Source organism: Collimonas rhizosphaerae (genome assembly GCF_038896935.1).
GTDB lineage: Bacteria > Pseudomonadota > Gammaproteobacteria > Burkholderiales > Burkholderiaceae_D > Collimonas > Collimonas rhizosphaerae.
Genome location: NZ_JBANDC010000019.1, coordinates 62,649 through 78,318, shown reverse-complemented (window position 1 = coordinate 78,318; position 15,670 = coordinate 62,649). Strand labels below are relative to the sequence as shown.

General features: G+C 58.5%; 17 protein-coding genes. 3 read left to right on the top strand and 14 right to left on the bottom strand.

The window, feature by feature from the left end:
• Window positions 1-169: 169 nt before the first annotated feature.
• From V8G57_RS21790 to V8G57_RS21750, 9 genes are all read right to left on the bottom strand, one after another.
• Window positions 170-724 carry a FixH family protein gene (locus V8G57_RS21790; RefSeq protein ID WP_342831175.1) on the bottom strand — a complete coding sequence of 185 codons (555 nt, stop codon included), beginning with the start codon at window positions 722-724 and terminating at the stop codon, window positions 170-172.
• A gap of 67 nt (window positions 725-791) precedes the next feature.
• Window positions 792-2,192, bottom strand: coding sequence for a cytochrome c oxidase accessory protein CcoG (ccoG, locus tag V8G57_RS21785; protein ID WP_342831174.1), 1,401 nt, complete (start codon window positions 2,190-2,192; stop codon window positions 792-794).
• A gap of 21 nt (window positions 2,193-2,213) precedes the next feature.
• Entirely contained in the window at window positions 2,214-3,173 is a 960-nt protein-coding gene (ccoP, locus tag V8G57_RS21780; protein WP_342831173.1) for a cytochrome-c oxidase, cbb3-type subunit III, read from the bottom strand.
• Window positions 3,166-3,372, bottom strand: coding sequence for a cbb3-type cytochrome oxidase subunit 3 (locus V8G57_RS21775; protein ID WP_342831172.1), 207 nt, complete (start codon window positions 3,370-3,372; stop codon window positions 3,166-3,168). Before V8G57_RS21775 ends, ccoP begins: the two co-directional genes overlap by 8 nt.
• A 2-nt stretch (window positions 3,373-3,374) precedes the next feature.
• On the bottom strand, window positions 3,375-3,989 hold the full coding sequence (ccoO, locus tag V8G57_RS21770; RefSeq protein WP_342831171.1) for a cytochrome-c oxidase, cbb3-type subunit II: 615 nt from the start codon (window positions 3,987-3,989) through the stop codon (window positions 3,375-3,377).
• Window positions 3,990-4,023: 34 nt separating this feature from the next.
• Window positions 4,024-5,502, bottom strand: a complete 1,479-nt coding sequence (gene ccoN, locus V8G57_RS21765) for a cytochrome-c oxidase, cbb3-type subunit I (protein WP_342831170.1) — start codon at window positions 5,500-5,502, stop codon at window positions 4,024-4,026.
• A 99-nt stretch (window positions 5,503-5,601) separates the two neighbouring features.
• Complete coding sequence (gene ccoS / locus V8G57_RS21760) at window positions 5,602-5,802, bottom strand: cbb3-type cytochrome oxidase assembly protein CcoS (RefSeq protein WP_092399988.1); 201 nt, start codon at window positions 5,800-5,802, stop codon at window positions 5,602-5,604.
• Between the two features lie 10 nt (window positions 5,803-5,812).
• The gene (locus V8G57_RS21755; protein ID WP_342831169.1) at window positions 5,813-8,350 is read right to left on the bottom strand and encodes a heavy metal translocating P-type ATPase; all 2,538 of its coding nucleotides are present in this window, start codon (window positions 8,348-8,350) and stop codon (window positions 5,813-5,815) included.
• The gene (locus tag V8G57_RS21750) at window positions 8,341-9,120 is read right to left on the bottom strand and encodes a sulfite exporter TauE/SafE family protein (RefSeq protein WP_342831168.1); all 780 of its coding nucleotides are present in this window, start codon (window positions 9,118-9,120) and stop codon (window positions 8,341-8,343) included. The genes V8G57_RS21755 and V8G57_RS21750 overlap by 10 nt, the downstream gene beginning before the upstream one ends.
• A 472-nt stretch (window positions 9,121-9,592) precedes the next feature.
• On the opposite strand from V8G57_RS21750, the gene V8G57_RS21745 reads away from it, so the two are divergent.
• A complete protein-coding gene (locus V8G57_RS21745) occupies window positions 9,593-10,147 on the top strand; it encodes a cytochrome b (RefSeq protein WP_342831167.1) in 555 nt (184 codons plus the stop codon).
• On the opposite strand, the gene V8G57_RS21740 is transcribed toward V8G57_RS21745, so the two are convergent.
• Window positions 10,137-10,448 carry a hypothetical protein gene (locus tag V8G57_RS21740; RefSeq protein WP_342831166.1) on the bottom strand — a complete coding sequence of 104 codons (312 nt, stop codon included), beginning with the start codon at window positions 10,446-10,448 and terminating at the stop codon, window positions 10,137-10,139. The two genes, V8G57_RS21745 and V8G57_RS21740, sit on opposite strands and share 11 nt — an antisense overlap.
• On the opposite strand from V8G57_RS21740, the gene V8G57_RS21735 reads away from it, so the two are divergent.
• Together V8G57_RS21735 and V8G57_RS21730 are read left to right on the top strand one after the other, a co-directional pair.
• Window positions 10,435-11,400 (top strand): universal stress protein, encoded by a 966-nt coding sequence (locus V8G57_RS21735; RefSeq protein ID WP_342831165.1) that lies wholly within the window; start codon window positions 10,435-10,437, stop codon window positions 11,398-11,400. The two genes, V8G57_RS21740 and V8G57_RS21735, sit on opposite strands and share 14 nt — an antisense overlap.
• Before the next feature lie 27 nt (window positions 11,401-11,427).
• Entirely contained in the window at window positions 11,428-12,663 is a 1,236-nt protein-coding gene (locus V8G57_RS21730; RefSeq protein WP_342831164.1) for an MgtC/SapB family protein, read from the top strand.
• A 291-nt stretch (window positions 12,664-12,954) separates the two neighbouring features.
• Here V8G57_RS21730 and V8G57_RS21725 read toward each other — a convergent pair whose 3' ends face one another.
• The 4 genes from V8G57_RS21725 to V8G57_RS21710 form a co-directional block, all read right to left on the bottom strand.
• Complete coding sequence (locus V8G57_RS21725; protein WP_342831163.1) at window positions 12,955-13,380, bottom strand: lipocalin-like domain-containing protein; 426 nt, start codon at window positions 13,378-13,380, stop codon at window positions 12,955-12,957.
• Between the two features lie 252 nt (window positions 13,381-13,632).
• Window positions 13,633-13,971 (bottom strand): hypothetical protein, encoded by a 339-nt coding sequence (locus tag V8G57_RS21720; RefSeq protein ID WP_092399954.1) that lies wholly within the window; start codon window positions 13,969-13,971, stop codon window positions 13,633-13,635.
• Window positions 13,972-14,171: 200 nt separating this feature from the next.
• Window positions 14,172-14,492, bottom strand: a complete 321-nt coding sequence (locus V8G57_RS21715) for a hypothetical protein (protein ID WP_092399956.1) — start codon at window positions 14,490-14,492, stop codon at window positions 14,172-14,174.
• Between the two features lie 425 nt (window positions 14,493-14,917).
• On the bottom strand, window positions 14,918-15,601 hold the full coding sequence (locus V8G57_RS21710; RefSeq protein WP_342831162.1) for an HD domain-containing protein: 684 nt from the start codon (window positions 15,599-15,601) through the stop codon (window positions 14,918-14,920).
• Window positions 15,602-15,670: the final 69 nt, after the last annotated feature.

The following is a 15,670-nucleotide window of genomic DNA, read 5'->3' as shown; positions in this document are numbered from 1 at the left end:
CCTCGCCAAAACCAAGAGGGCAATCATGTTGTTTTGTGAATATTGACGCAGATCTCTGGAAACAACTTGCGCTGGATCAAAAACGCGCTCGAATTTCCCCGTCCGCAGACTGGAACAGTCGCCGCCGTGTTTTATCTACGTCAACCACGTCAGCGATAGCGCTACATCGTCAATCGTCCGCCGGTTTCATTGCAACCGGATCCAGGTCGACGCTAGCCTGTTGCGGCCAGGACCAGTTGGCATGCAAGCGCCAATCGCGATGCGCGTCTTCAATCAGGATCCGCCAGCGCGCCTTTTCCAGTTGCGGCAAACGCACCGAGAAATTACCGTTGACATCCGGCCGCACAAACAGGGTGATATCTTTACCGGGCAAGGTCGAATGAATAAGGCGCAACTGCAAGCCAGGCATCGCTTCAGGCGCCATGTCCGAGGCTGCGGCCTGGCCGCCGGCATGGCGCAAGACCCCGCTCATTACGCCGCTTTTCGCGTCATAGCGCAGGTTCCCGGCGATGCCGCGCCGTATTGCTTCCTCATCGCGCCGCAGATCCTGGTTGATCGCATTGCCCTCCTTGTAGTAGTCATCTTCCACCAGCGCATCTTGCCGGGAAAATGCCAGCCAGCTGGTATAACTGGCCGCCGCCACCACCACCAGCGGACCCAGCATCAGCAGCCACGGCCAGCGCTGGGCGTACCACGGTGCGGAGACAGTAGATAGCCTGGTCATCAAATGTGCTTGGTTTTTCATCGTTATCCCGTTCGTCTTGTGTAATCCATGCGGGTTCCTGGCCGTTTCATCCAGGTATGTAAAACACGGCCTTTTCATTCACCTGCGACCTCGCGCCATCGAGCCCCTGCAGCCTGAAAGAAATGCTGTTGGAGCCGGGCCTGCCCTGCCCGTGCGGCACTCTTACCCGCACAGGAACCAGGCGCGTCTCAGTGGCGGCGAGCGTCACCTCGCTATCGCCGGAAAGCGCGATGCCATCGATGCCAGTCACGCTGATCTTGTAACGATGCGGCAATTCGTCGGTATTGATCGCCTGCAGCCGATAGACATTCTCAACCATGCCTTCTTCGACTTCCCGACCCATGGAGCCACGGTCCCGAATCACATCTATCTTGAGCGGAACCCTGAGTATCAGCGAGCCAAGGAAAATTGCCGCGATCACCAGCAGCGCCGAGCTGTAAATCAGCACGCGCGGGCGAAAAACCCGGCGCAGGATGGCAGCCGCCGGTAAATTCTCCGCCATCGCATGTTCCGTTGAATAACGGATCAATCCACGCTGCGCACCGATCCGGTCCATCACCATATTGCAGGCATCGACACAGGCTGCGCAACCGATGCACATGTATTGCAGGCCGGCCCGGATGTCGATCCCGGTCGGACAAACCTGCACGCACATGCTGCAATCGATGCAGGGCGAAGACGCCGGTTCCGGTGTTTTCCGGTAGCGGCTGGTGCGCGGCTCGCCGCGCGCCGCATCGTAGGTAACGATCAAGGAATCGCGATCGAACATGGCGCTCTGGAAGCGTGCATAAGGACACATGTATTTGCACACCTGTTCTCGCATCCAGCCCGCATTGCCATAGGTTGCGAAGCCATAGAACATGACCCAGAACCATTCCCACGATCCCAGGCTGAGCACGCTTGCTTCACGCGCAAGATCGCGGACAGGCGTGAAATAGCCGACGAATGTAAAGCCGGTCCACAACGCCACGGCGACCCAGGCCAGGTGCTTGCCGCTTTTGCGCAACAGCTTGTCGGGCGACCACCCCTGCCGGTCGAGCCGCATGCGCGCGCTGCGCGGTCCTTCTATCCGGCTTTCTATCCACAGGAATATCTTGGTGTATACCGTTTGCGGGCAAGCGTAGCCGCACCAGACGCGGCCGGCGATGGCTGTAAACAGGAACAGCGAGAACGCGCAGACAATCAGCAGCACCGCAAGATAGATAAAATCCTGCGGCCACAGCACAACGCCGAACAAATAGAATTTGCGCGCGGCCAGGTCGAACAGCACTGCCTGGCGGCCATTCCACCTTAGCCACGGCATGCCATAAAAAACCAGCTGCGTCAGCCATACGCATAACCAGCGCAGCGTGGCGTAACGCCCGCCCACATCGCGCGGATATATCTGCTGCCGCGCCTGGTACATCCTGACAACGGCAGTCTTGGGAGAAGAATCACGCGTGCTCATGGCTGGCTACCGGGTGTATGGTCATTGCGAGGCAGCAGCCGGGCGATCAAGTGCGGCTACGCTACCGGGATGGTTCGACAAGCTCCACACATAAGCGGCGAGTACATGCACCTTCGGTTCGCCGAGGAAGTCCTTGAACGACGGCATGGTGTTGTCGCGTCCCTTGCGGATGGTTTCCATGATGGTGTCGGCGCTGCCGCCGTACAGCCAGATCTTGTCGCTCAGGTTAGGCGCGCCGATGGCCTGGTTGCCGATGCCGCCGGGTCCATGGCAGCCCATGCAGGCGGCAAACTTCGGCTTGCCGAAAATCGCCTTGATCGGATCGTGGGTCGAGCCGGACAGGCTCAGCACATAATGTGCGACGTTCTCGACATCTTTGTCGCCCCCCAATGCTTCGCCCATGGGCGGCATCACGCCACGGCGCCCCTCCATGATGGTGGCCTTGATGGTTTCCGGCGCGCCGCCATGCAGCCAATCCTGGTCGGTCAGGTTGGGAAAGCCTTTATTGCCGCGTGCATCGGAGCCGTGGCATTGCGCACAGTAAGTCAGGAACAGGCGTTCACCGATCGCATGGGCCTGCGGATCGGCGGCGACGGTTTTCAAGTCCTGATGCAGGTATTTGCTGAACATGGGACCGTAGTCGGCATCGGCTTTCTTCAACTCGTCCTGATAGGCGCCGCTGGATTTCCAGCCAAGCTGGCCGGCGAAGCTGCCGAGGCCGGGATACAGCACCAGGTAAGCCAGGGAAAAGACGATGGTCACGTAGAACAGCCACATCCACCAGCGCGGCAAGGGATTGTTCAATTCCCCCAGGTCGTCGTCCCAGACATGGCCGGTGGTATTGTCGGCGGGATCCTGCCCCGCTTCAAGCGTGACCCTGCGGCTGCCCTGCATCCACAGCAGCACGCCGCAGCCGAAGATGCTCAGTATCGTCAATATGGTGATATAGGGACTCCAGAATCCATCGGTAAAATCAGCCATGGCGACGCTCCCTGGCATCGAGTTCCGCCTTCACCTTGGCGAATTGCTCCTGGTCGTCGGCGAAAGGCAATAGCGCCGCCTCGTCGAAATCGTCGGGACGCCGCCGAACGTAGCTCCACCAGACAATGCCGATGAACGTGACAAAGCTGATCACGGTAATGATGCTGTGCGCATCGATCAGTATTTTTTGGATGGCCATGATTATCTCTCCGCCTTGATTTGTATGCCCAATCCCTGCAGATAGGCAATCAGCGCATCTTGCTCTGTCTTGTCTTGCAACGCCGCGGGCGCGGCGGCGATCTCGGCATCGGTGTAAGGATCGCCAAGGCGCTGCAGCGCGCGCAGGTGCGGCACGATATCGTCAGGAACCAGGCGCGTCGATTCCAGCCACGGATAGCCCGGCATGTTCGACTCCGGCACCAGGTCGCGCGGATTGCGCAGGTGGGCGCGGTGCCATTCGTCGCTATAGCGGCCGCCGACGCGCGCCAGGTCCGGGCCGGTGCGCTTCGATCCCCATTGGAACGGCCGGTCGTAGACCGATTCGCCGGCCACCGAATAGTGGCCATAGCGTTCGGTTTCGGCCCGGAATGGCCGGATCATCTGGGAATGGCAGTTGTAGCAGCCTTCACGTATGTAAATGTCGCGCCCCGCCAGCCTCAACGGCGAATACGGCCGCAGGCCGGTAATCGGCTGGGTAGTCGACTTCTGGAAAAACAGAGGCACGATTTCTGCCAGGCCGCCGACGCTGACAACCAGGATCACCAGCCCGATCAACAGCCAGTGATTTTTTTCTATCGATTCATGTGAAAATTTCATGCCAGTGCCCCAGGTTCAGAATGGATCAGCCGTTTCATAGGACCTCCGCCGCCTCAGCCACCGCCGTGGCCGCAGGCGCCAGCGGCGCCACGGGATGAATGCGCGGCACGGCAATGCGCGTATCCACCGGGAAGCTGTAGCGCATGGTCTTGAATACGTTGAAAGCCATCAGCAGCATGCCGCCCAGGTACAGCAGGCCGCCAAAGAAGCGAATCACGTAATAGGGATAAGTAGCCTTGACCACCTCAACGAAGGCGTAAGTCAGCGTGCCATCGGGATTCACCGCGCGCCACATCAAACCCTGCATCACGCCGGCAATCCACATTGCAGCGATATACAGGACGATGCCGATGGTGGCCATCCAGAAATGCAGTTCGATCATTTTCACGCTCCACATCTGCTGCTTGCCTACCAGGCGCGGAATCAGGTAATACATCGAACCCATCGTGATGAAGCCGACCCAGCCCAGGGCGCCGGAATGGACATGGGCGATGCCCCAGTCGGTGTAGTGCGACAAGGCATTGACGGTCTTGATCGCCATCATCGGCCCTTCAAAGGTCGCCATGCCGTAGAACGACAGCGACACCACCAGGAATTTCAAGATGGGATCGGTGCGCAGCTTGTGCCAGGCGCCCGACAAGGTCATCATGCCGTTGATCATGCCGCCCCAGGACGGCGCCAGCAGGATCAGCGAAAACACCATGCCCAGCGACTGGGTCCAGTCCGGCAATGCGGTGTAATGCAGATGATGCGGGCCTGCCCACATGTAGGTGAAGATCAGCGCCCAGAAATGCACGATCGACAGCCGATAGGAATACACCGGACGCTCGGCCTGCTTGGGGATGAAGTAATACATCATGCCGAGGAAACCCGCGGTCAGGAAAAACCCCACGGCATTGTGGCCGTACCACCACTGGATCATCGCATCCTGCACGCCGCTATAGGCAGAGTAGGACTTGGTCAAGGTAGCCGGCATCGCCATGCCGTTGACAATGTGCAAAAGCGCTACGGCGATGATGAAAGCGCCGTAGAACCAGTTGGCCACATAGATATGCGCCACCTTGCGCTTGGCCAGCGTACCGAAAAACACCACGGCATACGCCACCCAGACCACGGCCAGCAGGATAGCGATCGGCCATTCCAGTTCGGCATATTCCTTGCCGCGGGTGTAGCCCATCGGCAGGGTTATCGCCGCCAGCACGATCACCAGCTGCCAGCCCCAAAAGGAGAATGCGGCCAAGCCATCCGAGAACAGGCGCACCTGGCAAGTCCGTTGCACCACATAGTAGGAAGTTGCCATCAGCGCGCTGCCGCCGAACGCGAAGATCACCGCGTTGGTATGCAAGGGCCGCAGCCGGCCGAAGCTCAGCCAGGGAATATCGAAATTCATTGCAGGCCATGCCAGCTGTGCGGCGATCAGCAGGCCGACCAGCATGCCGACCACTCCCCACACGATCGTTGCAATCGAAAACTGCTTGACGACCTTATAGTTGTAGCTAAGCGCTTTTCCCACGTTCCTCTCTCCCCAAGATGCCACTGCAATGGAGCGAGGTTAAATGGCTGCAGGAAGTTGTTCTTTGATATGAATCAAATAGCGCTGCATTGATGGAGATTATTTCGCGGCGCCGTTGTCGGGCGGCGAATCGGAAACGGCCTTTTCTGGCGGCCCGGGACGGTCGTCGTCCAGCAGGATCCTCATCGCGGGACCGACCATGTCGTCGAACTGGCCGCTGTCGGAAGCCCGGATGAACACCCAGATCGCCAGGAACACCAGCACGGTGCTGATCGGGATGAGCAGATAAAGCGCTTCCATATCCATGCCCCTATATCTTGTTACGCAACCGCAACGCGTTGAGCACCACCAGGGCGGAACTGAACGACATGCCTGCCGCCGACAGCCAGGGATTGAGCAAGCCCAGCGCAGCCGCCGGGATAGCCAGCAGATTGTAGACTGACGCCCAGGCCAGGTTCTGCCGGATCACGTGCATGGTTCTCGCGCCGAGCCTGGCGGTATCTGCCAACGTCGATAATCGATCCGACAGCAGCACCGCATCGGCATGGACCTGGGCCAGCGCGGCGCCCGCTCCCATGGCAAAGGAAACGTCGGCGGCAGCCAGTACGGCGGCATCGTTCACGCCGTCGCCTATCATGGCGACGATCTCGCCGCGCCGCTGCAAGGCTTGCACGAATGCCAGCTTCTGCGCCGGCAAATGCGCGCCGTAAGCGTCATCGATATGCAATTCACGCGCTACATGCTGCGCCACATGGCTGTCGTCGCCGCTCAGCAATATCGCCTGCTTGCCTTGGCGCTGGAAATAGGCGACGGTCTGGCGGGCGTCTTCCCGTATCGCGTCGGCCAGGTCGAAACGCGCCAGCCATTCGCCGTCCCGGCCAAGAAACACTGGCGTCGCCGTCGCATCGCTGGGCGTTGCGGCGGGCGTCGCGGTACCGGCCAGTCCTGCCACGAACGACGCTGAACCGAGTCGATACAGGACGCCGTCGAACTCCGCCTGCACACCCTCTCCCGCCACCTGGCTGACTGCCTCGACGCGCAATGCGGCCGCTAGTGCCGACATGCCGCGGCTGGCATCAACGATGGCCGCCCCCAGAGGATGGGCGCTGGACATTTCCATTGCCGCAGCTATCTGCAGGCATCGCTCGCTGGCGCTGCCGCCCAGTACTGCAATATTTTTCAGCACCGGCTTGCCCACGGTGAGCGTGCCGGTTTTATCGAAAATGATGTAGGTCGCCCGGTGCAGTGTTTCCAGCACATGCGGCTGCACGATCACTATGCCGCTGCGCAGCAGCCTGTCGGTGGCCGCCGCCAGCGCCGACGGTGTCGCCAGGGACAAGGCACAAGGACAGGACACCACCAGCACCGCGATTGCGATCGGCCACGCACGCGCCGGGTCCAGCCATTGCCAGGCGCAAAACGCCAGCAATGCGCACAACAGCAGGGCCGCCACAAACCAGCCGGCGACCTGGTCGGCCCATTGCGCCATGCGCGGCTTGCACTGGACCGCCCGCTCTGCCAGCTTGAGCAGCGCTGACAAGGTGCTTTCGCGCGCTACCCGGCTTATCCGCAGCACCATGGCCTGCCCGCAATTGACCGCGCCGCCGGGCAAGGCGTCGCCGGCAGCACAAGGCAGAGGCTTGCTCTCGCCGCTCAGCAAGGAAACGTCAATCCTGCTGCTGCCGCTCAGCAAAACGCCATCGGCAGCGATCACTTCGCCCGGCTTGACCAGGATCAGGTCGCCTTTGGCCAATCTTGCGGCGGCAACCACTTCGCCGTCCATCGCGCGCGGGTAGTCAAGCAGGCGGGTAGCGGAACCAGGCAATGCCTGCTGCAGGCGCTCCAGCGTCGAGGCCGCCTTGCGCCGCGCCGTCAGCTCCAGGTAACGGCTGCACAACAGGAGGAAAACGAACATGGCGACGGTGTCGAAATAGACTTCGCCGGAACCGCGCACGGTCGCCGCTGCGCTGCCGGCAAACGCTGCCGCCACGCCAATCGCTACCGGCAGGTCCATGCCGAAATGGCGCGACTTGATGCCGATCCAGGCGCCATGCAGGAAAGGCAGCGCCGAGTAACACAGCACCGGCAAGGTCAGCAGCAGGCTGGCCCAACGCATCAGCTGGAGCTGCGCATGGTCGATGCTGCCTGCCGCGGCGAAATAGGCGGGAGCCGCGTACATCATGACTTGCATCATGCACAGCCCGGCGATGAACGTCTGGCGGAACAGGCGCTTGCCGGATTTGCGCAGCTGCTCTCCTTGCCTGGCCGCATCGAACGGGTAGGCGCTGTAGCCAATCTCGTGCAGCGCATGCAGGATATCGCTGGGCTTGCATTGCGTCTTGTCCCAGCGCACATGCAGGCGCTCGCTGGCCACATTCAGGCTGGCCAGCTGCAGCCCCGGCAAGCGCGCCAGCCGTTGCTCAATCAGCCAGACACAGGCCGCGCAACGAATCCCTTCCAGCGCCAGGGTCGCTTCCAGCAGGCCGGCAGCCGGGCCGGCAGGATCCTCAAGCACGGTGGCGAATTGCGAATAACCGTCTTCGTCGTCATACAGCTGCAGTTCCGGCGGAACCAGCCCATCGCCATCGATACGATTGGAAAAAGTCGTGCGAGAGACGTAATAATCGGAGTAGCCGCTGTCGGCAATGGTTTGTGCAACCGCTGCGCAGCCCGGGCAGCACATCGCGCGCGGCAGCTGTCCGATCATGACGGACCAGCGCGGTCCTGTTGCAGATGGCGGCAACGGCAGGCCGCAATGAAAGCAGTTGCCGGAGGCTGGCTCGGGAGCAGCTTTCGACGAGGGCGCAGAGGTCGGCGCCAGGCCGATCGAGGCGGTAGTCAACGCCATGCTCCCGCCGCGCCGAGACAGAGCGCATCAAGCCAGCCCAGCGACAGTCCGTTGGCCAGCCGGAAAATGCCCGCCAATCCGAACAGCAACACAATAAAGCCGCCGGCGATACGGACCCGCTGATCGAGCAGCCAGGTTTTCAGGCGCATTCCCAGCATGCCGAGCATCAATAGCATAGGCAAGGTTCCCAACCCGAACGCCAGCATCACCGTCGTGCCGGATATCGCATCGCCGCTTAGCATTGCTGTCAGCAGTACGCTGTAGACCATGCCGCATGGCAGCCAGCCCCACAAAGCGCCCAGCATCAACGCCTTGGCCGGACTGTCCATCGGCAGCAACAACCTGATGGCCGGCTGCAAACGCCGCCAGGCAACCTGCCCGAGCGCTTCCAGCCAGCTCAAGCCACGCCAGGCCCCCATCAGGTGCAGGCCCAGCGCTATCAATATCAGGTTGGCCAGCCAATAGGCGCCTATCTGCAGCGACGACAGCGACGCCATGACACGCACGCCTTGGGCCATGCCGCCGGCCATGGCTCCTGCAATCGCGTAGCTGAACAGCCTGCCGCTGTTGTAGGCGAGCACGCGCGGCAACTGCATGAAATAGGTTTGCCTTGAGGACTCCTGGACAATGCCGTCGGTCGCCAGCCGCAACCGGATTACACGCGCCGGTGGCTTCGCGGCCACCGACAAGGCGCTGACGATGCCGCCGCACATGCCAATGCAATGGACGCTCCCTAGCAGCCCTATCAGGAAAATCGGCAGGAGGTTCATGCCTGCCCCGTGCTCCGGGCGGAAAACGTTTGCCAATATCGTTCAGAAGTGAAATCTTCTGGGTGCCTGCGTGTCTTTTGGCAAGACTTATAGCTTGCCCTCCTCTCATTCAGCCCTGGAAGCAAAGAAGCATCATGATTGACCGCATTACACGTGGGAGACGTTTTTCCTGAAATTGACATGTGCGGGCTCCGGCGATTGGATGGGTCGACGCACGATGTCAACCATATCTGTTCGGAGCAATATACATGGCGCCAACGGCAAGTACTTTGATATAGATCAATCCGCGGCTGTTGAATTTTATTTAAAGTACCCGCGATAACGCTACCGCGCATGGAGCGCAGCCTCGCCTGCGCATCTAAGTTGATCCTAATTCCGGACTGCTATAAGGTTCAGGGGGAAGCGGCAGATCCTGCCGTTTTCCAGGGTATGCCGAACAACAAACTTCCAGCCGAAATGGAGAACCCCTGCCATGCACGTAAAGCACAACAACGACTCCGCCAAATATAGTTCGCTCGCCATAGGAATCCATTGGCTGACTTTGCTGCTGCTCATCGCGGTCTATGCAACGATGGAGCTGCGCGGCATTTTCCCTAAAGGCAGCGATGGCCGCAACGGCATGATGACCTGGCATTACATGCTTGGCCTGACAGTCCTGGCCATCGTCGCGTTACGCCTGGTAGTGCGATTCTCCAGCGCCACGCCGCCGATCCAGCCGCCGCCGCCACGCTGGCAAATGTGGTTTGCCAGCGCCATGCATGTAGCGCTGTACGCTTTGATGGTAGGCATGCCCATCCTCGGCTGGCTGACGCTGAGCGCTGCCGGCAAGCCGATTCCCTTTTTCGGCCTGCACCTGCCCGCGCTGCTCAGCCAGGACAAGGAACTGGCGTCGCAAATAAAAGACGTGCATGAAACCTGCGCCACCATTGGCTACTTTCTCATTGGCTTGCATGCTGCGGCCGGGCCGTTTCATCACTACGTGGTCCGCGATACGACATTGCGGCGCATGCTGCCGTTCAAGAACTGAGCGCAGGCAGCAGGACTGCGGCGCCAAGGCTCGCCGGATCAAGGAGGCGACGGAATCCGGCAAGCGGCCGCCGCGCCAGCCGGCGACGATGTGTTTGATCTATGTCAATCATTGCTTCAATTGCGCTTGCCGGCTTACCGCCACGACATACAATGATTTTCAAGGCATGGGCTTGCATCAGCACCGGATCGTCCATGTCGAGACTGCCGGCCGGACTGCGCTGACGCCATGGATCCGAGGATGCGCGGATCCGGCCATTGTCCACGCTTCTCTTTTTGAGACACATCATGGCCATATACAAGAAAATCCTGCTCGCTATCGACGGCAGCCAGGCTTCCGATCAGGCAATGGCAAAGATTGCCAGTTTCGCAATGCCCGGCGCCGCCGTGCGCATCGTGCATGTGCTGGAAGATCCCCTGACCATCTATCCGATGATCAATGAAGACTTCACCTATATCGAGCTGCTGCGCGAAGTAAACATGGCTGAAGGAAAAAAATTGCTGGCCCAAGCGGAAGCGGCCTTGCATGCGCAAGGCTATGCGGTGCAAACCAGCCTGCCCGACTTGCGTGAGCTGGGCGGCGACATTCCAGGCGCCCTCAAGGCGGAAGGCGAAACATGGGGCGCCGACCTGACAGTGCTCGGCACCCATGGCCGGCGCGGCGTACGGCGCATGTTGATGGGCAGCGTGGCTGAACATTTCGTACGTATTTCAGAGCGCCCGGTGCTGTTGGTCCACCCGACTGAGCAAGCGGCTGGAAGGCTTGGCCATGAGCCTCCCGCAGCGCCGGAGCAAACCGGCGTGCTCAAGCGCATCCTGGTAGCGGTAGACGGCAGCGAACTTGCGCAAAGCGCTTTGCGCCAGGCTAGCGCACTGGCCAAGGAGCACGGTGGCGAGATTCGCGCGCTGTATGTCAATGTCGACCCGTTTCTTGCCTTCCCCCTGCTCGGCGTCGTGTATTTCCAGCGCGAACCGATGCTGCAGGCAGCGGCGGACCAGGCGGCAAACGTCAGGAAGGCTGCCCTGGATGTGTTCGACACCTTTGGCATCCGAGGCGATGTCCAGATAGTAGACCTGGAGACACGCGACAAGCGCGTTGCCGACCTCATCAGGGAAGTTGGCAAGCGCTGGAACGCCAGCGCTGTCGTGATGGGATCGCACGGATTGCAAGGCATGCAACGGCTTATGCTGGGCAGCGTTGCCGAGCATTACGTGCGCATCGCCGACCGTCCGGTATTGATCGTCAAGTCCTGAAGCAGGAACGGCATCGAACGGACAACAATGACAGCCGACCTGGCAGAAGCACTAGCGGTCGCCGCCGGCATCGGCTTGCTGATCGGCGCCGAGCGCGAACGCCATAAAGGCAGCGGGCCGGCGCGCAGTCCTGCCGGCATTCGTACCTTTACGGTGGTCGCCTTGCTGGGCGCAGCCAGCATGCTGCTCGACAGCGTCCTGTTGCTTGCCGCCGTGGTCCTGTCGGTGACCGCCCTCTTCGCCGCTGCCTATGTCAAGCAAGCGCAAGACGATCCCGGCCTGACCACGGAAACCGCATTGATCCTGACGCTGCTGCTGGGCGCCTTGGCGATCCGTGCAGTCTCGCTGGCGGCGGCGCTTGGCGTATCGGCGGCGATCGTGCTGGCGGCACGCGGCCGCCTGCACCATTTCGTCAGCATCGCAATGCGCCAGAAGGAGTGGAACAACGCACTGATCCTTGGCGCCGCTGTCTTTGTGTTATGGCCGCTGCTGCCGGATCGCACCATCGATCCCTACGACGTGCTCAATCCGCACGCAATCTGGCGTTTCATCGTATTGATGCTGCTCATCGGGGCGCTCGGGCACATCGCTCAGCGCTTGCTCGGTCCTCGCTTGGGGCTGGCGCTGACCGGCCTGCTTTCCGGTTTCGTATCGAGCATCGCTACCATCGGCGCAATGGGAGCGCGCGCCGTCCAGACCCCAGCCCAGGCCGATGCCGCTGCCACCGGGGCGGTGCTGTCGACGGTAGCGACGGTGCTGCAACTGGCTCTCGTGCTGTGCGTGACGCACCCGCCGACGTTCCTGGTGCTGGCCCGGCCGCTTGCCTGCGGGCTGGCCGCCGCACTGGCCTACGCAGCGCTGACGGCAGCCCGTTCGGTGCATTCGCAGCCGGGCGCGGGGTTGCAAATGGACAGTCGGGTCGACATCAAGGACGCGCTATTGTTGTCGCTGATGATTTCAGCCATCCTGCTGCTGTCGGGCGCCTTATCTGCCTGGCTCGGCAACCGAGGCCTCCTGCTGGCGTCTTTTATCGGCGGCTTCGCCGATGCGCATTCGACAGCCGCCTCGGCCGCCTCATTCGCAGCCCACGGGAAAATCAGCAGCCAGGCCGCAACCGGACCAATCCTCGCCGGATTTACCGCCAACACCTTTTCCAAATGCGTGATAGCTTTCACCAGCGGCAACCGGCGCTTTGCGATGCAAGTCTTTCCTGGGTTGCTGCTAGTGGCAATTGCAGTCTGGCTTGGATTGGCACTCAACTGAAAAAATGACAGCGATGAGCGCGCTGGTTGTTAATGCCCCGATTGATACGCCGCGAAACAAAAACCCCATCATCATGGGCAAAGGGAGATACGGGCTTTGGGATTTCTTGAAACTGCTTAAAACCAAAAAGTGATCGATTGACGTGCCTAGCGACGGGCAAAAAAAGAAGCAAAGCCGACCTGGAGACCGCCACAATGCGGTCATTCAAAGATGGCTGCCCGGCTGCCAGACTCACCGTCGAGTGGATGACCTGCAAACTGGCGGCTAATTGCGAACTCAGCGTAGGGAAAATTACTCGCGCCTAAAACTGAGAATAGCTCTTCCTATTGGATTTCCTGATACTAACGGATTCGGCATCCAGTCCGTAAAGACGACGAGCGTGTCTCCATCAAGCTTGTAGGATCGTTCCTGCTCACTGCCGTTCCAGGCTTCATTCCAAGATGAGTCAACCTTTGTGATGAACCTATCCCCATCTATCCGATATCGTCCTGTGTAGGCCATCACAGTACGGAAAAGCGCCACCAGTTTCTCATCTGTATTCCCCGGCTCCCGCGCCTTTGCGGTAATTAGCACCATCATTCGCCCATCAGAGTCGAAAATAAGGTAGCCATTGGGATCCGCGCCCCACGGTTGAATGCGTTCCTTTGAATCCTGAAGCTCAGTATCAAAAGAAACCAACCGCCAGCAACCGTGAAGCTTGGTGTCGCGCTCAGACATATTCCCTCCTGTAGCAGTTCGCCTCAATGTACCCACTTGTCGAATGCTGGGTAAGTTGCCATGCAGATTACAATAACACCATCAAATTCGCGGAGTGCGCCACGGACCGCTCATGGCCGAATTGAGCCAGTCACGATAGACTCCATTCGACCCAAAGGCGACATAGCGAATTCTCCAAACCGGCCATTCAAATTTGGCAATTTTCCTCTACTTTTAGGCTGCCGTTACTAACCAAAATCAATGCACTGAAGCTCAAAGTATTCTCGGCACTCCAGGTTTTCTATCCTCTGGAGCCTCGCCTTTTGCAATAAGACCTAAAAGCACATCGAAATTCTGAGCAACGTTCAAATGCAATCTCACCTCCGGCAAATACTCCGCACGACTACGAATAGCATTCGCAGCATCCAAAATCGATGCCAAGTACTGTCTGGGGATAACAAACTCCGTTTTTAATTTGACTGCTTTTTCACAGGCATAGGAATACAAGTCGTCAAAGGCTGTATTACTAAACACGTCTGCCATAAGGAGTCTTCCAGTAGCCTTTTCTTCTAGCTCTTTTAGGCGCATATCAAAGTGAGATTGATGGTCCATTTTTTCTGTATTTAGATATTGATTTTTCTACGAATTTAACAAGGAGTGAGCGCCTTCCTTTGGCCGGTAGCGGATGTTCGCGTAACATATGCCAACATAGCGTGATCTCCGTGTGACACGCAATTTCCGTAGATAGAAATTTTTCAAAACCGATCATTGACATGGCCAATGTAGAGACCACTATCTGGCTGTTGCTCAAACTATCGCGTCATTCCTACCGCGATCGCTGCCATTAAATCGGTATTTGTGACGCCCACGACATGGCACCATCCGTCTCCGATCTCGCCTTTGATTGTCAGCGTCAGCTGGTCGCCGGGCATCGTGAGCGCCAGTGTTTCAAGATCGCTGCGCGGTTTCTGAAACAGGAATTTGATCGGCTCCCTTTCACCCTCAAGCACCAGTACAAAGTACCCTTGCGTTTCCCCGCTGGGATGGGCAAATCCGATGCGTGTGACTGTCCCGGAACGAGTCGTAACCGGCTTTTTTTTCAATCCCAACATTTCGAGAAGTGGTTTGTTCATAAGGTCTTTCAATCAATTTTCGGAAATTAATTTTTCAATCATCGGCATGGCCTTGTAGATTGGATACACGCCAAATGCTGATGCCTGCAGATCCTGCGGGCTTTGCGTACCCGGTTTGATAGAGAGGTACGAATCTTTATTAAACCAACGCGTAGCATACGATGATGACGTCCAAATGTCCGCTTTGGGCTGAATTTGTCAGTGGCTGCTCCTGGCCGTTTCGAGCCGGCCGCAGCAGGTTGATTTCGACCCATAGCTGTCACACGGATTTCTCCATAACGGACACTCGTTGTTACCCCTTCAAATTAGAAGAAATTAAGGTAAAACTAGTTGTTGCCGTAGATCCATATCGCCCTTCTTACTCCGCACAATACCGGTATAGACATCGCATTTCACGGCCTGACTAATTCATTAAGACCAATGGTTCACAATGAATTCAAGTTCGCAGTTTCGGAATTCAATTGCTTAAGATAATTCATGGCCTCTGCGTTACGCTCGACCGCCAGCATTTTCCCAGCCGGAGAAATTACATGATTTGGCACATTTTTCATGTAATTTTCGAGTAGCGCAACCATGTTATGACTGTCATGTTGCCCTCCATTAGGCTCAATCATCGAAAAAGCTCGGATGATTCCAATCGCGCCTAGCCAGTCTAGTGCATCCGCATCATGTAGATAGACGCTTTCCGGACCCGCCGGATCACGGTTATACATATGTGTCCTGATCGCAAGACGAACCATTTCAATTTTTTCGTCTGGGAAACCGCTACCGTTCAATACCGTATCAACAATGGCAGCTGCCTGGTCGGCGTGATCAACTCCATGCTTTTCCCATCCTGGAAACATAGCCATATCGTGTAGATAGGCAGAGGCGAATAGCACGTCGTCGTCAAGCTTTACCTCGTCTTGCTCGGCGAGTGATTTGACCAAATTATAGTCACGCACGCTGTGCGAAAATCCCCATGCTGGGTGTATAAAATTTGCCTTAGCTAATTCGATCACGTGGGTCCGCCATCCTGCCTGATTGATTTCGTCAGCAGTGGCTATATTGCACAACAAAAATAGTGCGCAGACTATCGCATAAACCTGTTTTGCTTTGACCAACTTCATTTATCTCTCCATTCCATATGCCGTCCGTTCCAGCAACGTTGCTGGCCGAGCGATCGGTTAGCCCAACAT

Bases quoted from the DNA above. Each gene is read 5' to 3' on its own strand.
- V8G57_RS21790 (WP_342831175.1), bottom strand. From the start codon at position 724: ATGACCAGGCTATCTACTGTCTCCGCACCGTGGTACGCCCAGCGCTGG.
- ccoG (WP_342831174.1), bottom strand. From the start codon at position 2,192: ATGAGCACGCGTGATTCTTCTCCCAAGACTGCCGTTGTCAGGATGTAC.
- ccoP (WP_342831173.1), bottom strand. From the start codon at position 3,173: ATGGCTGATTTTACCGATGGATTCTGGAGTCCCTATATCACCATATTG.
- V8G57_RS21775 (WP_342831172.1), bottom strand. From the start codon at position 3,372: ATGGCCATCCAAAAAATACTGATCGATGCGCACAGCATCATTACCGTG.
- ccoO (WP_342831171.1), bottom strand. From the start codon at position 3,989: ATGAAATTTTCACATGAATCGATAGAAAAAAATCACTGGCTGTTGATC.
- ccoS (WP_092399988.1), bottom strand. From the start codon at position 5,802: ATGGAAGCGCTTTATCTGCTCATCCCGATCAGCACCGTGCTGGTGTTC.
- V8G57_RS21755 (WP_342831169.1), bottom strand. From the start codon at position 8,350: ATGGCGTTGACTACCGCCTCGATCGGCCTGGCGCCGACCTCTGCGCCC.
- V8G57_RS21750 (WP_342831168.1), bottom strand. From the start codon at position 9,120: ATGAACCTCCTGCCGATTTTCCTGATAGGGCTGCTAGGGAGCGTCCAT.
- V8G57_RS21745 (WP_342831167.1), top strand. From the start codon at position 9,593: ATGCACGTAAAGCACAACAACGACTCCGCCAAATATAGTTCGCTCGCC.
- V8G57_RS21735 (WP_342831165.1), top strand. From the start codon at position 10,435: ATGGCCATATACAAGAAAATCCTGCTCGCTATCGACGGCAGCCAGGCT.
- V8G57_RS21730 (WP_342831164.1), top strand. From the start codon at position 11,428: ATGACAGCCGACCTGGCAGAAGCACTAGCGGTCGCCGCCGGCATCGGC.
- V8G57_RS21725 (WP_342831163.1), bottom strand. From the start codon at position 13,380: ATGTCTGAGCGCGACACCAAGCTTCACGGTTGCTGGCGGTTGGTTTCT.
- V8G57_RS21720 (WP_092399954.1), bottom strand. From the start codon at position 13,971: ATGGACCATCAATCTCACTTTGATATGCGCCTAAAAGAGCTAGAAGAA.
- V8G57_RS21715 (WP_092399956.1), bottom strand. From the start codon at position 14,492: ATGAACAAACCACTTCTCGAAATGTTGGGATTGAAAAAAAAGCCGGTT.
- V8G57_RS21710 (WP_342831162.1), bottom strand. From the start codon at position 15,601: ATGAAGTTGGTCAAAGCAAAACAGGTTTATGCGATAGTCTGCGCACTA.